Here is a 17,322-nt window from a genome sequence, read left to right on the forward strand (position 1 = left end):
ATTACATATGAGAAGACAGGAATACTCGTATCCTGTCTTTTTATTTTCATTTAATTATATATTAATTAGCACAATATATGTGAGTTTTTCATTCCTATAAGGACAAATTTCAGAAACGTATGTCTGGTAAATTATTGAGTCATCATAGTATGAACATATATCATTACTAAAAACAATGAAACAACTTCCATAAGATTGTGGTTGTAAAAATCGCCATTTAATAGCCCGTTTTTTTTGTAAAATTCGCCAATTAAAAAAATATGATTATCTTTGCATTATATTTTATAAGGTATGGAAACAGTAAATAGAATACTTCAAGAGAAGATTACAGCACGAATCGCGCCCAATAAAGCAGTACTGATTTTTGGTGCTCGCCGTGTTGGTAAAACGGTAATGATGCGTAAAATTGTGGACAACTATTCAGGTAGGACGATGATGCTCAACGGCGAAGACTACGACACATTAGCACTATTGGAGAATCGCTCAATAGCCAATTATCGGCATTTATTGGATGGTATTGATTTGCTGGCTATTGATGAGGCACAGAACATACCACAAATCGGTAGTATTCTGAAGTTGATAGTTGATGAAATACCGGGAATAAGTGTCTTGGCAAGTGGTTCTTCGTCATTCGATTTGCTGAATAAGACTGGTGAACCGTTGGTCGGCCGCAGTACGCAATTTCTCCTTACACCATTCTCGCAACGGGAAATCGCACAGACGGAAACGGCACTTGAAACCCGCCAGAACCTCGAAGCGCGCTTGATTTACGGTTCCTATCCCGAAGTAGTAATGATGGAGAACTATGAACGTAAAACAGACTACCTACGTGATATTGTCGGTGCATACCTGCTTAAAGATATCTTAGCAATTGACGGCTTAAAAAATTCGAGCAAGATGCGCGATCTACTGCGATTGATAGCTTTTCAGTTGGGCAGCGAAGTTTCTTACGAAGAGTTAGGTAAACAACTCGGCATGAGCAAGACGACCGTTGAAAAATACCTCGACCTATTGGAAAAGGTCTTCGTTATCTATCGTCTGGGGGCTTATTCGCGTAACCTACGCAAGGAGGTTACAAAAGCTGGCAAGTGGTACTTCTACGACAACGGCATTCGCAATGCCATTATCGGGGCTTTCTCACCGCTGGCCATTCGGCAGGATGTCGGTGCGCTGTGGGAGAACTACATCATCGGAGAGCGGCGCAAAGCGAACTTCAATGAGGGACTGCACAGGGAGTTCTATTTCTGGCGCACCTACGACAAACAGGAAATCGACCTGATTGAGGAGAGTGCCGACAGTCTTACCGCCTTGGAGTTCAAGTGGGGAAATAAAATGCCGGCCGCACCGAAAGCCTTCCAAGAAGCCTATCCCTATGCCGAGTTTCATGTGGTAAATCGGGAGAATTATTTGGAGTTCGTATAATCAATAAATTACGTATATGGAAACAAAACTACAATCCAAACAGCAATATCCGCGGTTTATCCAAAATAAACCGTGTGGTATTGACAAATTCGATGGAGGTTCGCAAGAAAGGTTGGCAAAAACTATTGCTCGCCATTTTTGTCAGAATGATTCATTGGATGAGGAATGTACTTTACCTCGAATTATCGGCATCGAAGGTATTTGGGGATCTGGAAAATCCAACGTGGTTAAAATGTTGGAACGTGAATTATCAGACGACTATTACTTTTTTGAGTATGACGCATGGGGACATCAAGAGGACTTGCAACGCCGCTCTATATTGGAATTGCTTACAAGCAAACTTATTGATGATGGTATCCTATCTGGAAATGCAACAATAAAAGTCAAAGGTGGAGGTACGAAAACCGTATCATGGTCTGAAAAGCTGAAATATTTATTAGCCCGTAAAACGGAGACCGTAACCGAAAAATATCCCCTTATCAGTAATGGTATGGTTGCGGCATTTTTGGTTGCAGTTTTAACTCCGATATTTACATTTATTGCGTATGCAGTAAAACCTACACCCACAACATGGTGGTTTTCTTTATTGTCTATTATCATAGCTGCACTGCCAGTTCTTATTGCATTGTGCGTTTGGAAATGGGCATATAGCAAAGATCATAAATATGGATGGAGTTATATGTTAGCTATTTATCAAGATAAAGTCGAAAAGGACGTTTGCTATGAGACTTTGAGCGAAGACGAACCAACGGTTTACGAGTTCAAAACATGGATGCAAGACATTTCTGATTTTATCAAGGAAAAAGGACAACGTAAATTAGTCCTTGTTTTTGACAACATGGATCGTCTCCCCGCTGAAAAAGTAAAAGAATTATGGTCTTCTATCCATACGTTCTTCGCCGATAGCGGTTTTGAAAATGTTTGGGCTGTTATTCCTTTCGATGAAACACATTTAGCTTGTGCATTCGGAGATGAGACCGACGAACAAACGAAACAACTGACCAAGTATTTTATCAATAAAACTTTCCCTATTGTTTATCGTGTTGCTCCTCCTGTTATTACCGACTATCGAAGTATATTCAACAAACTGTTTGTTGAAGCATTTGGAGAAACAGAAAATGAAGCGAAAGAAACTATAAATCGGATATTCAGATTGGTAAATCCTAATGCCAATGTTAGGGAAATTATATCATATATCAATGAGATGGTCGCTCTTAAACAAGAGTGGTGTAACGAAATTTTGATGATAAACATAGCATTGTTCTGTTTGAAGAAGACGGATATTCTGGCAAATCCAGTAGAACAAATATTGTCCGGCGACTATCTGAATGGCATTCAAACAATAATTAACAATGATCTGCAAACACAACGCGAAATTGCAGCTTTGGTATATGGTGTCGATGTTGAAGATGCTCGACAAATTCCATTGAAAAAATATATTGAAGGCTGCATCAACGGAGAAGAAGACCACGACATAAATCAATATGCAGAGACTAATAAACAATTTGACACTGTATTAGAAGAAGTTATACAATGTATGGACAATGCGCTTATCGATAAGATTATACATTGTTTGCATAAATTAACTCGAAAGAGCGATGTTATTCTGCGTGTATGGCAAAGAATAGCACAATTGAAATTAAAAGAATCCATAGAGAAGCAGGTGTTCCCTGTCGAATACCAAGAACTGCTGTTGCATTTAGACACGGAAAGCCAAAACCATGTGATTGCTCAATTATATAAGAAGATAGTTCGGTTCAATGACTTCAATGGCGGCGACTATTTCAAAACGTTAGATGCAATAGACAGGTTTATTGCGCAAAATAAGTTGGCGTGCGATTTTACGTCATTGATTGAAGCAAAAACAGTCAAGCCAAATACATTTATCGATTATATTCAAGCTGCAAATGCAACAGATGCTGCCTATCGGGATAACGCGACAACTAAAGCATATAAATATTATCAAGTAGCAACAAATTCGGAGGCGCTCGATAATTATTTGGCAAACTTACTACCCGATAATTTCGACCATGCAGATATTGTAAAAACGTTAAAAGATAATTCTACCTATACGTTTCCAACGCTTTTGCAAGCGATCACGAATTGCATTGATGAACAGAATGTAAATAAAGATAATATAGGGGCTATATTTACAACCTATCGTTTATTGGCATCTGACGAAGAAAGACCTTTACCTGTAACGTTAGATTCAACCTACATAAATCAGTTGCATTCTGAATTAGAAACTGATGGCCGAAACATTAAAGAGTCTGGATATTACGATTTAGTCGCCATGCAATTGGCACATGGTCATTCCGTTTCCTTAATAGAGGGTGGAGATATAAAATATGTTGCAGAACTCATGGACTATTATGTGGATCATGGAGACTTATTAGTAAATAGTGTGGGATGGAATATACCGCTATTAAATGAAACACTACAATACATGGTAAATCATAAACTTGGCTATAAATTATTGCTCTCAGACATATTGCCCCAATTTGAAGATATTAAGAACAGAATAGGTGTAACGGATGAGGTATTTATCGAGCATTTAGCAGAGTGGAATACCGATTTGGATAAGTATATCACTAAGAACAATATTAAAGATGTAATTCCTGACGCATCTTTTTACGATTTGACCACTAAAATAAGCAATGTCCTGACCGATCATATCAATAAAATAGCGTTCGAAGCGTTGTCTGAAATAAGTGTTGATACATTATACGCCCAAAGAACAGCACATACATCATATTATTGGTTTGTCGCAATAAAACATTTACTGGCTAAAATCAAATCCTTGCCAGATAACTTGACTGAATTTGGCAAAAAGATTCTGATGGATATTGCTTCTGGAACTCAAAGTTTGAATCCTTTCCCTAATTGTTTCAAGAATATAGTTGAAAGATTGGATAAACGAAAAATTAAATCGACAGTTACCGATATAAGAAATGATTTCTGCATCGGTAAAAAGACTATCAATGCAATAAAGTTTCAATTTTTCGAAACATGGCTTAGATCGCATGGTAATTTGAAAAGTCAAGCTGGAGACGTTATTGATAAAATAGTGAAACCTGTAATTTCCGATGGGGCATGCCGTTCATTGATTCTGCAAAACAAAGATTTTTATATGGATTTAATAAATACAGCAGGGGATGATGCTTATGAATTGAAAAAGAGTCTCCGAAACCTCATACAAAAAGATTCAGATCCGCAATTGGTTAAATTTGTCAATTCGATAGATTCAGTACCTGAGGTTGAAACCGCGTAAGTATTTGTCTAACAAGTCCGAATTTTACGATTTTACCCGTCAGAACTGAAGTGCCCCCCAAAAAAATTGTATCCAACTTTTGGGGGTCACTTCAAACTTCGATAGGGATAATTTTCAATTTTGGGGACTTGTTAGACAGTCTCATTATCTGGTAGCAGTTTACACAGCACCGGATCGTTTTTGATACGCTCCAGTTCCTCCTGCACAATCTGCTTCACCTCTTCCTTGATGCGCCGGTAGTTCGCCTGCACCGTTTCCTTCATGCGGTCGTTGCCGTCCTCGTCCGTGAAGTTTGTAATGACGGGAATTTTCTTGTAGGCACTTTCTTCCCGTTTCACCTTTTCGGCATCCACCACAATCTCGCAATGAAAAATCTTCTGCTCGATACGCTCGTTGAAGTTGTCGGATACAGAACCGACAAACATTCCCTGCGTAAGCCCGGAAATCTTACTCGGTGGAATGAGCGCGTCCATCTGCGTGTTGATGGAGGTGGAAACATCCTGCCGGTTGATGGAGATGGACTGCCGTTTCTGCAACACCTTACCGAACCGCTCGGAGAGCGTCTTGGCTGTTTCCCCCACCACCTGACCGGAGAAAATATTGCCGACAGTGTTCATCACCACTTTCGCCTCTTTGTCCCCGTAGTCACGCACTAACTGGCTGAAATCCTGAAAGCCCAGACACACGGCAACCTTGTTGCTTCGGGCGGTAGCTATAAGATTGTCCAACCCTTTGAAGTATATTGTGGGCAACTCGTCGATGATGACCGATGACTTCAGCATCCCCTTCTTGTTGATGAGCTTCACGATACGGGAATTATACAGACCGAGTGCCGCACCGTAGATATTCTGACGGTCGGGATTGTTACCCACGCAGAGGATTTTCGGCTCTTCGGGATTGTTGATGTCCAGCGTAAACTCGCTGTCTGACATCACCCAGTAGAGCTGCGGTGAAATCATCCTCGAAAGCGGGATTTTTGCCGACGCTATCTGACCCATGAGCTGCTCCGCAGCCCCTCCAAGCCACGCATCCATGAACGGCGAAAGGTAGTTCTCCAGCTCCGGATAAGAGGTCAGTATCGGAAATATATCCTCGTAACGGCGGTTCAGAAACTCGATAGCATGGGGAAACGTGCAAAACTTCCCGTTCTGATAGATTTTGAGATACCAGATAATACTGGCAAACAGAATGATAGGTGACTCCACGAAGAAGTCGCCCTGCTTTTGCACATCGGGTAAGTCAAGGGCATTGCTGCCCCCTTCTCCCCTAAGAACCGTACATGAGAGTTTCCCCTCATACGGCTCAAGCAACTCAATATTTCTATTTGTTGTTAGAAATCGGCTCATACTTTCAACATTTTCGTTTATTTCGCTTGTAGCAGTTGTTGTGGACAAGTTGCCGTACAATCGAACCACCAACAGATATTTCGTTGACGTTCCATGCTTTTGTACAATCTATTTCCTTGCCACATAACGGACAAATCCGGTTCTGCTTGTTCCATAAATATAAGAGAGACTTACGTCCCTTGAGAGATTCCAGCATTTGTTGCTCCTTTCGCTGAAAGAAATAATCATCGTATTCCGGGTCGAAAGGGTTTGCCTCACCTTTGATTTGCTTGTACGGAGTATAATGTATATCCGACAACCTTTTAAGGGTCAGGTAGTTCACTTTCTTGCTCTTGGTTTCATATTTCCATGCAAACGTCCATTTACGCCCCCGAATTTCATGCCAATATTTGTCTGCAACCCAAGACTTGCGTTTCTTTGGATGGCGACGTAAAGCCCATTTCTTCGTGAGATTGTAAATGTGATTGTCACAACCATGAAAAGCATCGGTTGATGCACCATATCGGTAATAGTTGCCCCAACCTGTGATTACAGGATTAAGCATTCGTATCAGCGATTCCTGCTTACACATTTTATGTCCTTTAACGATGTCACCGATTTTTGCCCTGAAGCGTTTCTGTGCATCTTTGGACGGGGATGTGTATAGCCTTTTGCCAAACTTCCTCACATTGAAACCTAAGAAATCAAAACCGTCGTATATGTTCGTAATGGTAGTTTTCTCTTCGGATAAGGTTAGCCCTCTTTCTTTGAGAAATTCTATCACGATAGGTTTGACTTCGTTTTCCAATAGCTCCTTTTCTCGACCTGTGATTATAAAGTCATCCGCATAACGAATAAGGTTTACCTTGTAGTGGAATGTCTTATTGTTGCGCCATAATCTTTTGAATCTTTCAGCCAAGAGTGGTTGAAGTCCGTCAAGTGCTATATTTGCAAGTGTCGGTGATATGATACCTCCTTGTGGTGTACCCTCTTCTGTCGGGAATAGTTTGCCATTGAATACAGCTCCACATTTCAGCCATTTTCTGAGTATCGTCTTATCCATAGGGATATGATTAAGAAGCCAGTCGTGGCTGATATGGTCGAAGCAGCCTTTAATGTCTCCCTCCAAAATCCATTCGGGAGAATGCTGGCGGTTTAGAACCGTATCAATCTGACGGATAGCGTCCATTGTCCTGCGTCTCTTGCGGAAACCATAAGAAAAGCGGTCGCCTGTCGTTTCGGCTATCGGTTCCAATGCCATGAGATATAATGCCTGCATCGCCCTGTCTTTCATTGTCGGTATTCCCAGCGGTCGGAGTTTACCGTTCTTTTTCTTGATGTGAACCCTACGAAGCGGCTGCGGATTGTAACCACGACGTTTCAGTTCACCGATTGCTTTGTACTTGCGCTTGGGAGAATCCCAAAGCTGTTTATCTACTCCAGACGTTTTCTTCCCTTTGTTGGAAGTAACCCTCTTTACCGCCAATGCCTTGGCGTAAAAAGAGTGGGTCAGCATCCACTGCAAGGCTTTCACCTTGTTATGTCTGCCTTCCTTTTGAGCCTTTACAATACGCGCTTGTAGCTTTCGGACATAGGCTTCACACTTGGACCAGTCCATTCCGTCCCAAGTTAGATTCCTACTATCAGCAGGCGCACACGATGTTTTAGTTTCGTTCATTTGCTTTCCTCCTTTTGAAAGTTCTAAAAGTTATCTTGTAAAGAGTTACCATATACGGAAGTCTGCCCACTTTCGTGTCGGATGATGTCACCAATAACAACCCGTGATGTTGATTCAATCCGTATCCACCCCATTACAGGGTGGCATTCGCTTTTTCCGTTATCTCATACCTGCACCCCATTCGGCTTGCCTTGCGGTTCGCTTACTCGCATTCTTACGAGAGAGATACAGGCTTGCCCTGTTCCACGTAATTGACAAACGGATAGTTTAGGTTCTGCCAAGTCCGCCGGCAGTGCTGTGTCCGTGTAACCCCAACATGGGCAAGGGTTATCCGACTGCTTACCTTTTGGTGAGAGCTAAAGTATCTTGCGCTCCTTCAAACCTTACGACGGCTAAAGTCAGTTCACTTACGTTAACCATGCTATCCAGCCTCGCCACTCAACGGTATGATACTAACCGCCCTTGACATTCCCTCACGGTTCAGTCTTGTCCTTTCGGAAAGTGTACTTTGTCCTATAAGCTTGGCACAACCCATCACTGGAGATGCACCTTATAGTAGGCTACCGCTGACGGAACAGCGGGTTAAATCATGCAATTAATATTACTGTCTAATAATCAATTACGTGACTTTACAGGTCACACCCACGTTTTATTGAGGTTGAGCATTATTGTGTAGGCACTCTCATAGGCATCCGTAATATCTTCCATAAAATCCGGGTGAATGGGATTGCACCGATGAGAGCGTCGCGGGTCGTCGAAGTTGATCACATAGAACTTCGGCTTTACCTTGTAGCCGTCCGGGTGGTTCAGCAAATGGTTGTAGGCAATAGTAGATAGGTCGGGATACTTGAAATCGTAGATGTATTGACTAAAGCCCTTTTCAATCTGTTGCTTGATAAAATTGTTTACCACGGCATAGGACTTGCCGCTGCCCGGCGTACCCAACACGATGGACGCACGGAAGGGATTAACTACATTGATCCAACCGTTGTTCCAGCGTTTCCTGTAATAGAAACGTGTCGGCAGATTGACCGAATACTCGCTTTCGATAAGCCTCGTTTCCTGCATGAAACTCTCGTTCTCGTTGTTGAAAACATCCTCCATCAAATTGTGTTTCAACAGGCGGCTCATCCACAGACCACCCATCAACAGGCAGACATAGCCCGTTCCAATGGTAAGGACATACAGTCCCGTCACCGCTTCAAGCGGCAGCGGCAGGGGCAGCAACCACCAGTTCAGGAAAAACAGCACGAACCCGACGGCAAATGCTGTCCAGATTCTCCCCCAAGTGATTTTCTCACCCTTGACACCCTTCGTACCCAGACAGGACAAGGCAAGCAAAAGGACGGAAAACAGCTTCGTGTAGAGAATGGAATGGAACAGCCCCGCCGTGCGGTCGAAGTTCAGAAGGATTTTGTCCACCACGCCGATGTTCACGCCCCACAGCCGGATGGCTTCGTAGCAGAACCAGTACACGTTCATGACCACTAAAATGATACTCACGGCACGCAGAAAATCCATGATTTTCGCCAATGCCCTCAAATCGTCTTCTTGTTGTGACATACATTGATTTTTTAATTGTTGATACTCTGATTACATACCCAAGCCCTTGCGTTTTTTCTTCTTTTTGCGCTTCATCGCCCGGATGAAAGCCTCTTCCTCGGCATCTACCGCCGGACCTTCGGGAGTGAGCAAGCCCATACCGCCCGATATATCTTCACTGTCGTAGGCGGTCTGCCCGTGTGCCTTGTCCGCAGCATCCACAGGGATGGATAGCGGTATCGGCGGTTGTCCGGCGTATGGCAGGGTGAAGTGTTCCTGCAAGGCATTCGCCGAAAGCTCCTTACCCATGCGCGAACCGTTCAGCACGCATCCCGTGCGGTGGTCGATGAAGGTAGCCCCATAGATGCGCCCTTCCTCTGTGTAGCGCAGTACGGTGTCGATGCCCTTCTCTTTGAGTTGGGATACAAATTTGTCCTTGTCATAAGTGCCTTGCAGCACGGAAAGGACGGTGCGTTTCGTCATGTCTGCCAGTTTCCTATCCTTGATTTCCGATTTGGAACGGACAAACTTCTTCTGTACGGCTTCATAGCCTGCGGACTTCCCGAAAAGCGAGGATTTGAACGGGTTGCCCACCTTGTTACCCTTGTCGTCCGTGACGGAATAGACCAGCCCGTGATACTCCCGTCCGCGCACGTTGCCCCTCGCTTCCTCCACCGTCATATTATATAAGGAAAGGAGCGCACGGTATTCGCCCATCGTCTGGAAACGGTACTGCCCATTCAGAGCCTTCACGGTGTTGCCTACCTGCTTCTTCACATCACCTGCCGATGCGGCCACCTTGCGCAACGGATTATCCAATCTCTGATTTTTACGTTCTGCCGGATGCAATCCGTACTTCTGTTCCAGTTCCCTGCGGATACGGTCGCTGCGGCGGTAGAGAAAATCCCGGTTGAGCCTTTTCCCGTTCTCGTCCACGTTGACCGTCACGATGTGCAGGTGGTGGCGGTCGATGTCCTCGTGCTTGAATACAAGATAAGGCTGGTTTCCGAAACCGAGTTTTTCCAGATACTCGCGGGCGATATTCTGCAACTCAATATCGGTCAGCACATCCTCCGGGTGCGGGTTGAGAGAGATATGCACCACCGGCTTCTCGATCTTCATCTGCGGTGGCAGGAAGGTGAGAAAACCCTCCATCGCCTTGCCTATGTCCACCGTTCCCGAACCGTCATTGTAGATGCGGTTGGTGGTGAGAAGCCGCCCCTGCGCCTCGTTAATCTTCTCCCCGTTGTAGGCAATCGCGCCGTACAACGAACTTCCTACACTGATTTTTGCGACCATTTTGCCTCCATTTCCCTTGAAAGTTCCACAATCCGGCGGCTCAGTTTCACGAGTTCGACGGTGTGTTGCTCTAATTTGTAGAGCAACGCCATCGCCTTTTTCTCTGAAAAATGCAGCCTCAGTTCCTTCACGACTTGGTTGTAATTCGTACCCACGGCACGGAATTGTGCATGAAAATCCGACAGTTTGGTGTAATAGTCCACCAACGTCTTGTCCACCTTCAGCACCTTGAACGGTTGCCCGAAGAAGTGCGCTTTGAGGAAAACAGACCGTGCATAGACACCCGATTTTCCGAACATGGCGAGGAAACGGTTGTGTTCCTCCTCGTTGAAACGGACGGTGTACCGGTACACCGCCGGATCAAGTTTGGGATTTCTCCCTGATTTGCTTTTCCTTTTCTCTTTCATATTACTTTGGATTTAGCGGATTGACGGCATAAGCCGCCGCTTCGGATTACAGCACCGCAGTTCTGAAAGGCTTCCCGACTTCGGAGGGAAAGCCCGCCCCCTGCAAGGGCAAGTGCTTTTCGTGGCTGCTCAAAATATTTTGAGCGGCTGAAAAGACATCTTGCTATGTTCAGGTGAACATAAAAATCCGTCAGGGGACGGATTGGGAAAATACCTTTCAGGACTCCGGGCCGCGCGTCATCGGCGAACCCTGCTGTCCGGGTGCAAAGTTACGCCCTTAAAGCGGTATCGGACAGATGCTTGACCCGGTCAATGACTGCCAACCGGCGCAACGTGCCGCCACTTGCCGGAGAAGTGATACAGGTTCCAAAATATACTTGTTTATTTGCAGCATGATTCAAGAAACGAACGATTTGAAGATATGATAAACGGAACATTCAAATACCCGGAAATCCGCTTCTTCGGATACTTGCCGAAACGGATACCCGAACCGTCGGAAACCCGGTTCTCCGACAATTCGGTGACGTATGGATTCAATGACTTCATGACGCAATGTCGTCAATCACCATTTGTCCGACGCACCGCTTCACCACAGAACCGGATACGCGACGACCCGCCTGCGTGTGTAGTCACGGAAGCGGATGGTGCGACAGCCAAATCCGTATGGAAACAGAAAAACAAATCATCAACAATTAAAATAAATGGAACTATGAGTAAGGAAATCTTCGTTGCATTCGCAACACAGAAAGGTGGCATCGGCAAATCCACTGTCACGGCACTTGCCGCCAGCTACCTGCACAACGTGAAAGGCTACAATGTCGCCGTCGTGGACTGCGACGACCCGCAGCACAGCATCCACGGGCTGCGCGAACACGAAATGGGGCTTATCGACAGCAGCACCTACTTCAAGGCTCTCGCTTGCGACCATTTCCGCCGGATCAAAAAGAACGCCTACACCATCGTCAAAAGCAATGCGGTGAACGCCCTCGACGATGCCGAGAGGATGATTGCCACTGAGGACGTGAAACCCGACGTGGTGTTCTTCGACATGCCCGGCACACTCCGAAGCAACGGCGTGATAAAGACGCTCTCGCAGATGGACTACATTTTCACTCCGCTGAGTGCCGACCGCTTTGTCGTGGAGAGTACCCTGAAATTCGTCACGATGTTCCGCGACAGGCTGATGACTACCGGACAGGCGAAAACAAAGGGGCTGCATCTGTTCTGGACGATGGTGGACGGCAGGGAGAGGAACGACTTGTACGGCATCTACGAGGAAGTGATAGCCGAAATGGGCTTTCCGGTACTTTCCACCCGCTTGCCCGACAGCAAGAAGTTCCGCCGTGACCTTTCGGAAGAGCGCAAGAGCGTTTTCCGCTCCACCATCTTCCCGATGGACACGGCACTGCTGAAAGGGAGTGGCATCCGGGAGTTTTCCGAAGAGATAAGCGACATCATCAGACCGCAGTGAGCATGGGCAGCAGGAAAGTGAACACGGAAGGCATCGACGAGGAACTGCTGTTAGCCTCCATCGGGCGGCGCACACAGGACGGGACACTGCGCCCCGCACAGGAAGTACCCGCAGCTGCACCGACCGAAGAGGACACCGCCGCACCGGAACCATCTCCTGTGCAACCCGTAACACGGGAAAAAGCGCAGAGGGAAAGTGGACGCCGGAAAAGGCAGGACGAGGACTACAACGAGCTATTCCTGCGCCGCAACGAGATAAAGACCCGCCAATGTGTCTATATCAGCCGTGACGTCCACGGCAAGATCCTCAGAATCGTGAACGACATCGCCGGAGGGGAAATCTCAGTAGGCGGATATGTGGATACCGTGCTGCGCCAGCATCTGGAACAGCACAAGGAGAGAATCAACGAACTGTACAAGAAACAACGTGAAGATCTGATTTGAAAATGGAAAAAGAAATGACACCGAATGAAAAAAGACCACAGCAAGACTGCGGAGGTATGTTTACCCAAGTGCAGGCGAGTGTGGAAATACTGTCGCCTGTCCCGGTAAGCGGCAAATGCAGTGAGAAGGACTATGAACGCCTGTTCATCCGCGACCCGGAAGTAAAGGCACGTGAGGGGAAGATGGCGTATGTGCGCCCGGAGTACCACGAGCGTATCATGCGTATCACCCGTGTAATCGGGCATGACCGGCTTACGCTGTCCGCTTACATCGACCATGTGCTGACGCACCACTTCAACCAGTGCGAAGATGCGATAAAGAGCCTTTATGCCCGAAATTACAATTCAGTATTCTAACCAAAAACGGAAGGATATGAATTACACAATCAGCATGACAGACATTCTGCTGGCGGTATCGGTCGGCTGCAACCTCTGGTTCCTGTTCCTGCTCCTTTACGAGCGCATCATGGACACGCGGATTGTCCGCTTCTTCAAGGGCATTGTCGGATTATGGCGGTCACTGGACGGGAATGAGGCTAAACGCATAGCGGCACACGAGGAAGTCCCTGCGGAAAAGGCGGACATCATCGGCAAGAGCCGTTTCAGGATGGCATCCACCCGGACAACCGCTGCCATACCGACGCAAGAAGCCGCCACTATTGAAAAAGGCATTGAGCTGTCGGAGGAAGAGGCTACTTTTGACGACGGAAAAACGGGAAACGCATCCCGCCCGGCACAAGTCCCGGAGGAAAAACTCGATGAGACCTTCACGAGCATACCGCCGGAGGAACTGGGATACGGGGACGACGAACCGGAAGAGGACGCCTCGGACACGCCACGGGCTTCGGGCAGCAGCTTTGACGAGATTGACGACGCCTGCAAGACCGCCAAAAACCCGGACGCGACACAGGCGGAACGTGAAAAGGCGGCTAAGGTGTTCACCGACATGGAGGGCACGGAGTTGTACGAGAAAATGATGGAAGGCTCTTCGGAGATAGGCATCCGCATCAAGGGGCTTATCGAGATTCGGCTGAAGAAATCTGAAAAGGAGTTCGTCGTGCCGGACAACATCGAGGAGTTCGACATTCGCAACTATGTATGACAACAATAAAAGAAATGAACATGAAAGAATGACATCAACCCACGCGGCGAGGAAACGCAAGGCGCATCCCCATCCGCAACGGACACGCCCACGTCCGTGGAAACAAACGGGCATCCACTAAAACCAAAGTAAAGAAACAAAGTATCAACCGCCCGACAAAGGACCATCCACCCTTTTGACGGCAAAAAACAAGAACAGTTTATGAACAAGAACATCTTGAAAAACAGAAAAGCAATCCTCTCCGCGGCACTTGTCATCGCCGCAACCGCCTCCGCTTTCGCGCAGGGAAACGGCATCGCGGGCATCAACGAAGCCACCTCTATGGTGAGTTCTTATTTCGACCCCGGAACTAAACTGATATACGCCATCGGTGCAGTCGTCGGGCTTATCGGGGGCGTAAAAGTGTACGGCAAGTTTTCATCGGGCGACCCCGACACCAGCAAGACAGCCGCCTCGTGGTTCGGCGCGTGCATCTTCCTGATTGTTGCCGCCACCATCCTGCGCTCATTCTTCCTTTAATAAATAATGTATGGCTGAATACCCAATCAACAAGGGTATCGGCCGTCCGGTAGAGTTCAAGGGCTTGAAGGCACAGTACCTCTTCATCTTCTGCGGAGGTCTGCTGGCTCTCTTCGTCCTGTTCGTCATCCTCTACATGGTCGGTATCGACCAGTGGATATGTATCGGCTTCGGCGCGGCATCGTCCTCCCGCCTTGTATGGCAGACCTTCGCGCTGAACGCCCGGTACGGTGAACACGGGCTGATGAAATTAGGAGCGGCACGGAGCCATCCCCGATACCTTATCAACCGGCGGCGGATAACCCGTCTGTTCAAACGACAACGAAAGGAAGAAAGACAATGAGGAATACATCGAAAATGACAACACTGGAAAACAGGTTCCCACTTTTAGCGGTGGAGCATGGCTGCATCATCTCAAAGGACGCCGACATCACGGTGGCTTTCGAGGTGGAACTACCGGAACTTTACACCGTGACGGGTGCGGAGTACGAGGCGATACACAGTTGCTGGTGCAAGGCTATCAAGGTGCTGCCGGACTACTCCGTCGTCCACAAACAGGACTGGTTCATCAAGGAACGCTACAAACCGGAGCTTCAGAAGGACGACATGAGCTTTTTAAGCCGCTCTTTCGAGCGTCACTTCAACGAGCGTCCGTACCTGAAACACACCTGCTACCTCTACCTGACCAAGACAACAAAGGAGCGTAACCGGATGCAGAGCAATTTCAGCACGCTGTGCCGGGGACATATCATCCCGAAGGAGCTGGACAGGGAAACCACGACCAAGTTCTTGGAAGCCTGCGAACAGTTCGAGCGCATCATGAACGACAGCGGGCTTGTCAGGCTGCGCCGCCTCTCCACCGATGAGATTGTGGGTACTGAGGGAAAGACGGGACTTATTGAACGCTACTTCTCGCTCATGCCGGAAGGTGACACCACCTTGCAGGACATCGAGCTTTCGGCAAGGGAGATGCGCATCGGCGACAACCGCCTGTGTCTGCACACCCTCTCCGACGCGGAAGACCTGCCGGGCAAGGTGGCTACCGACACCCGTTACGAGAAGCTCTCCACCGACCGGAGTGACTGCCGACTGTCATTCGCCTCCCCGGTGGGGCTTCTGCTCTCCTGCAACCATATCTACAACCAGTATGTGCTGATAGACAACAGTGAGGAAACCTTGCAGAAGTTCGAGAAGTCCGCCCGTAACATGCAGTCGCTATCTCGCTATTCAAGGAGCAACAGCATCAACCGCGAGTGGATAGACCAATACCTGAACGAAGCCCATTCCTACGGACTGACCTCGGTACGGGCACACTTCAACGTCATGGCGTGGAGCGACGATGCGGAGGAACTGAAGCATATCAAGAACGACGTGGGCAGCCAGTTGGCAAGCATGGAATGCGTGCCGCGCCACAACACCATCGACTGCCCGACACTCTACTGGGCGGCGATACCCGGCAATGCGGCGGACTTCCCGGCGGAAGAGAGTTTCCACACCTTCATCGAACAGGCGGTGTGCCTGTTCACAGAGGAAACCAACTACCGCAGCTCGCTCTCGCCCTTCGGCATCAAGATGGTGGACAGGCTCACGGGAAAACCGCTGCACCTTGACATCTCCGACCTGCCCATGAAGCGAGGTATCACGACCAACCGCAACAAGTTCGTGCTGGGTCCTTCGGGCAGCGGCAAGTCTTTCTTCATGAACCACCTCGTGCGCCAATATTATGAGCAAGGCGCACATGTGGTATTGGTGGACACGGGAAACTCCTATCAGGGCTTGTGCGGCATGATCCGACGCAAGACAGGCGGAGCGGACGGTGTGTATTTCACCTACACGGAAGATAAGCCCATCAGCTTCAACCCGTTCTACACCGACGATTACATCTTCGACGTGGAGAAGAAGGACAGCATCAAGACCCTGTTGCTGACGCTCTGGAAGTCGGAGGACGACAAGGTGACAAAGACGGAGAGCGGCGAGCTGGGCAGTGCCGTGAGTGCCTATATTGAGCGCATCCAATCCGACCGTAGCATCGTGCCGTCGTTCAACACCTTCTACGAGTATATGCGTGACGACTACCGCAAGGAACTGGCACAGCGTGACATCAAGGTGGAGAAGTCCGACTTCAACATCGACAACATGCTCACCACCATGCGGCAGTATTACCGGGGCGGGCGTTACGATTTCCTGCTCAACTCCACGGAGAACATCGACCTGCTCGGCAAGCGGTTCATCGTCTTCGAGATAGATTCGATTAAAGAAAACCGCGAACTGTTCCCCGTCGTGACCATCATCATCATGGAAGCCTTCATCAACAAGATGCGGCGGCTGAAAGGCGTGCGGAAACAGCTTATCGTGGAAGAGGCTTGGAAGGCCCTCTCATCGGCGAACATGGCTGAATATCTGCGCTATATGTATAAGACGGTCAGAAAATATTACGGCGAGGCAATCGTGGTGACGCAGGAGGTGGACGACATTATCAGTTCTCCGGTGGTCAAAGAGAGCATTATCAACAACTCGGATTGTAAAATCCTGCTTGACCAAAGGAAATATATGAACAAGTTCGACCAGATACAGGCGTTGCTCGGACTGACGGAAAAGGAGAAGTCGCAGATACTCTCCATCAACATGGCGAACAACCCTTCACGGCTCTACAAGGAGGTGTGGATAGGCTTGGGCGGCACGCAGTCGGCGGTCTATGCCACGGAGGTCAGCGCGGAAGAGTATCTGGCGTACACCACCGAGGAAACGGAAAAAGTGGAGGTTTACCGTCTGGCGGAGAAGCTGGGCGACGACATCGAAGCCGCCATCCGGCAGCTTGCCGAAAGGCGGAGAAACAAGGAATAA

Annotated in this window: 13 protein-coding genes and 2 pseudogenes; 9 read left to right on the plus strand and 6 right to left on the minus strand. The window is 47.7% G+C overall.

Features of this window, described 5'->3' with window-relative positions:
- Positions 1-291: 291 nt before the first annotated feature.
- Both BACPLE_RS16345 and BACPLE_RS16350 read left to right on the plus strand, forming a co-directional pair.
- Positions 292-1,422: an ATP-binding protein gene (locus BACPLE_RS16345; RefSeq protein ID WP_004291480.1), complete on the plus strand. Its 1,131-nt coding sequence runs from the start codon at positions 292-294 to the stop codon at positions 1,420-1,422.
- A gap of 16 nt (positions 1,423-1,438) precedes the next feature.
- Entirely contained in the window at positions 1,439-4,693 is a 3,255-nt protein-coding gene (locus tag BACPLE_RS16350; protein ID WP_004291481.1) for a P-loop NTPase fold protein, read from the plus strand.
- A 131-nt stretch (positions 4,694-4,824) separates the two neighbouring features.
- Here the strand turns inward: BACPLE_RS16350 and BACPLE_RS16355 are convergent.
- From BACPLE_RS16355 to BACPLE_RS19785, 6 genes and pseudogenes are all read right to left on the minus strand, one after another.
- Positions 4,825-5,922 (minus strand): annotated as a pseudogene (locus tag BACPLE_RS16355) (TraM recognition domain-containing protein); the annotation flags it as partial.
- Positions 5,923-6,043: 121 nt separating this feature from the next.
- Positions 6,044-7,696 carry a group II intron reverse transcriptase/maturase gene (gene ltrA / locus BACPLE_RS16360; protein WP_007560904.1) on the minus strand — a complete coding sequence of 551 codons (1,653 nt, stop codon included), beginning with the start codon at positions 7,694-7,696 and terminating at the stop codon, positions 6,044-6,046.
- 639 nt (positions 7,697-8,335) lie between these two features.
- Positions 8,336-9,259, minus strand: a pseudogene (locus BACPLE_RS16365) (YWFCY domain-containing protein); the annotation flags it as partial.
- A gap of 30 nt (positions 9,260-9,289) precedes the next feature.
- Positions 9,290-10,537 (minus strand): conjugal transfer protein MobB, encoded by a 1,248-nt coding sequence (gene mobB / locus BACPLE_RS16370; protein ID WP_004291483.1) that lies wholly within the window; start codon positions 10,535-10,537, stop codon positions 9,290-9,292.
- Complete coding sequence (mobA, locus tag BACPLE_RS16375) at positions 10,516-10,944, minus strand: conjugal transfer protein MobA (RefSeq protein ID WP_004291488.1); 429 nt, start codon at positions 10,942-10,944, stop codon at positions 10,516-10,518. The genes mobB and mobA overlap by 22 nt, the downstream gene beginning before the upstream one ends.
- A 381-nt stretch (positions 10,945-11,325) precedes the next feature.
- Complete coding sequence (locus BACPLE_RS19785) at positions 11,326-11,490, minus strand: hypothetical protein (protein WP_196029218.1); 165 nt, start codon at positions 11,488-11,490, stop codon at positions 11,326-11,328.
- Between BACPLE_RS19785 and BACPLE_RS16380 the strand changes: the two genes are divergently transcribed.
- The 7 genes from BACPLE_RS16380 to BACPLE_RS16410 all read left to right on the plus strand — a co-directional run bounded on the left by BACPLE_RS16380 (position 11,489) and on the right by BACPLE_RS16410 (position 17,322).
- Positions 11,489-12,415, plus strand: coding sequence for a ParA family protein (locus BACPLE_RS16380; protein ID WP_005783105.1), 927 nt, complete (start codon positions 11,489-11,491; stop codon positions 12,413-12,415). The genes BACPLE_RS19785 and BACPLE_RS16380 overlap by 2 nt on opposite strands.
- A gap of 2 nt (positions 12,416-12,417) precedes the next feature.
- Positions 12,418-12,858 carry a DUF3408 domain-containing protein gene (locus tag BACPLE_RS16385; RefSeq protein ID WP_004291503.1) on the plus strand — a complete coding sequence of 147 codons (441 nt, stop codon included), beginning with the start codon at positions 12,418-12,420 and terminating at the stop codon, positions 12,856-12,858.
- A 2-nt stretch (positions 12,859-12,860) separates the two neighbouring features.
- Positions 12,861-13,214, plus strand: coding sequence for a DUF3408 domain-containing protein (locus BACPLE_RS16390; RefSeq protein ID WP_004291505.1), 354 nt, complete (start codon positions 12,861-12,863; stop codon positions 13,212-13,214).
- A gap of 16 nt (positions 13,215-13,230) precedes the next feature.
- Positions 13,231-13,959, plus strand: a complete 729-nt coding sequence (locus BACPLE_RS16395; RefSeq protein ID WP_004304280.1) for a hypothetical protein — start codon at positions 13,231-13,233, stop codon at positions 13,957-13,959.
- Between the two features lie 201 nt (positions 13,960-14,160).
- Entirely contained in the window at positions 14,161-14,478 is a 318-nt protein-coding gene (locus BACPLE_RS16400) for a DUF4134 domain-containing protein (protein WP_002560983.1), read from the plus strand.
- A gap of 10 nt (positions 14,479-14,488) precedes the next feature.
- Positions 14,489-14,821, plus strand: a complete 333-nt coding sequence (locus tag BACPLE_RS16405) for a DUF4133 domain-containing protein (protein WP_007564037.1) — start codon at positions 14,489-14,491, stop codon at positions 14,819-14,821.
- A complete protein-coding gene (locus tag BACPLE_RS16410; protein WP_004291515.1) occupies positions 14,818-17,322 on the plus strand; it encodes a TraG family conjugative transposon ATPase in 2,505 nt (834 codons plus the stop codon). The genes BACPLE_RS16405 and BACPLE_RS16410 overlap by 4 nt, the downstream gene beginning before the upstream one ends.

Source organism: Phocaeicola plebeius DSM 17135 (assembly GCF_000187895.1).
GTDB classification, from domain to species: domain Bacteria; phylum Bacteroidota; class Bacteroidia; order Bacteroidales; family Bacteroidaceae; genus Phocaeicola; species Phocaeicola plebeius.

Coding starts and splice junctions, on each gene's coding strand:
- BACPLE_RS16345 (WP_004291480.1), top strand. CDS start 292: ATGGAAACAGTAAATAGAATACTTCAAGAGAAGATTACAGCACGAATC.
- BACPLE_RS16350 (WP_004291481.1), top strand. CDS start 1,439: ATGGAAACAAAACTACAATCCAAACAGCAATATCCGCGGTTTATCCAA.
- ltrA (WP_007560904.1), bottom strand. CDS start 7,696: ATGAACGAAACTAAAACATCGTGTGCGCCTGCTGATAGTAGGAATCTA.
- mobB (WP_004291483.1), bottom strand. CDS start 10,537: ATGGTCGCAAAAATCAGTGTAGGAAGTTCGTTGTACGGCGCGATTGCC.
- mobA (WP_004291488.1), bottom strand. CDS start 10,944: ATGAAAGAGAAAAGGAAAAGCAAATCAGGGAGAAATCCCAAACTTGAT.
- BACPLE_RS16380 (WP_005783105.1), top strand. CDS start 11,489: ATGACGCAATGTCGTCAATCACCATTTGTCCGACGCACCGCTTCACCA.
- BACPLE_RS19785 (WP_196029218.1), bottom strand. CDS start 11,490: ATGAAGTCATTGAATCCATACGTCACCGAATTGTCGGAGAACCGGGTT.
- BACPLE_RS16385 (WP_004291503.1), top strand. CDS start 12,418: ATGGGCAGCAGGAAAGTGAACACGGAAGGCATCGACGAGGAACTGCTG.
- BACPLE_RS16390 (WP_004291505.1), top strand. CDS start 12,861: ATGGAAAAAGAAATGACACCGAATGAAAAAAGACCACAGCAAGACTGC.
- BACPLE_RS16395 (WP_004304280.1), top strand. CDS start 13,231: ATGAATTACACAATCAGCATGACAGACATTCTGCTGGCGGTATCGGTC.
- BACPLE_RS16400 (WP_002560983.1), top strand. CDS start 14,161: ATGAACAAGAACATCTTGAAAAACAGAAAAGCAATCCTCTCCGCGGCA.
- BACPLE_RS16405 (WP_007564037.1), top strand. CDS start 14,489: ATGGCTGAATACCCAATCAACAAGGGTATCGGCCGTCCGGTAGAGTTC.
- BACPLE_RS16410 (WP_004291515.1), top strand. CDS start 14,818: ATGAGGAATACATCGAAAATGACAACACTGGAAAACAGGTTCCCACTT.